We start from the raw sequence: 1,612 nt of genomic DNA on the forward strand, positions 1-1,612 counted from the left end.
CTACAGCTGGAGTACTAGTACTCCAGCAGGATTTCGCAGTCTGACCTGCGGGTTTCACCGGGCGGCTGGAGTGTAGCGGGCTGTGGAGTGGTCAGGGGCGGTTTCACGGAGGCCGCCCCTCGATCGTGCGACAACGCCGCAGGTAATGACAGCGGCGGGCGATTGCTTGGCGCCGTCGGCGCCAGTGCGACCAGCTCATCGCATGGTGTCGGCCTCTACGTCCGTGCAGGTGCGGGGGCCGGGGCCGACAAGCTGCCAGGAGTCGCCGAACCTCCGCCACTGTGAGCTCGATGGTCCCGGCTGCCTCACCGGTTCCGCCCCCTTTTCCCGGGCCCGGTGTGCTGTGGCTGCCAGGAAGGCGTGTGCGAGCATGGCGAGGGTGATGTGCCGGTACCAGCCCACGTAGCGACGGACTTCGTACTGGTCCAGCCCGCACTCGTTCTTCGCGGCCTGGAAACACTCCTCGATCGCCCAGCGCGTCCCGGCGATCCGCACCAGCTCCAGAACAGTTGTCCCCAACGGGGCATAGGCAAGGTAGTAGGCGATCTCGTCGGGCTTGCGGATGCTGCGACGGGCCAGCGCCCACCGCATCCGGTGGGGGACCTCGCCCTGGTAGTCGAACTCGGCGACAGCCGGCAGCCGCACCGCCGCCCAGTGGTAGACGCGCGGGCCCTTCGCACCGTCTCCGCATGAGATCTTCTCCCACGCCTCGGCTGGAGCCTGTGCGAACAGGCCCTCGATGCGGGGACAGCCCACGGTGAACTGGGACTTGGGCACGGCCAGCACGTAGCCGACGCCCGACTGCTCCAGCAGCCGCCGGAAGCGGCTCTCCTGCCCGTAGGCGGCATCCGCAGTGACCCAGGCAATGGGCAGCGGCGAGCCGAGGGCACGCAGCACCAGGTGCCGGGCCAGTTCACCCTTGGTGGCGAACTCCCGCTCGTCGGGGACCTTGGCCGCGCGGCAGCGTTCGCGGTCCTCGGCCCAGGACTTGGGGAGGTACAACTCGCGGTCGACCAAGGCCCGGCCACCGGCGGCGGCATAGGCGGCGAAGACGCCGATCTGGCAGTTCTCGGTGCGGCCGGCGGTCCCGGAATATTGACGCTGAACGCCGGCGGAGGTGGTGCCCTTCTTGAGGAACCCGGTGTCGTCGATGATGAGGACCCCGTCGTCCTCGCCGAGCTTGTGGGCGACGTATTCCTGCAGGTCATCGCGGATGTCGTCGGGCTCCCACTTCGCGCCGGCGAGCAGATGCTGCAGACCGTCGGGGGTGGCGTGGCCTGCCTGCTCGGCCAGCTGCCAGCTGTTCTTTCGGGCCACCGGGGCGAGCAGCCCGCGCACGTAATCACGCATGCGGCGGCGAAGTTCCACACGGCCGAAGCGATGACCGATGGTCACGAAGAGGTCGTCCAGTTCAAGGTCCCACTGCTCGGCAGCACGCCCGGTGATCACGCAGGGAGATTTCCCCACCCGCTGTCATTACCTGCGGGGTTGTCGCACGATCGAGGGGCGGCCTCCGTGAAACCGCCCCTGACCACTCCACAGCCCGCTACACTCCAGCCGCCCGGTGAAACCCGCAGGACAGACTGCGAAATCCTGCTGGAGTACTAGGCTC

1 protein-coding gene is annotated in these 1,612 nt (G+C 68.1%); it reads right to left on the reverse strand.

The features are described 5' to 3' along the window. Positions 1–195: 195 nt before the first annotated feature. Positions 196–1,449 carry an IS701 family transposase gene (locus tag ACWDSL_RS53335; RefSeq protein WP_450496988.1) on the reverse strand — a complete coding sequence of 418 codons (1,254 nt, stop codon included), beginning with the start codon at positions 1,447–1,449 and terminating at the stop codon, positions 196–198. Positions 1,450–1,612: the final 163 nt, after the last annotated feature.

This window comes from Streptomyces sp. NPDC000941, assembly GCF_053599555.1.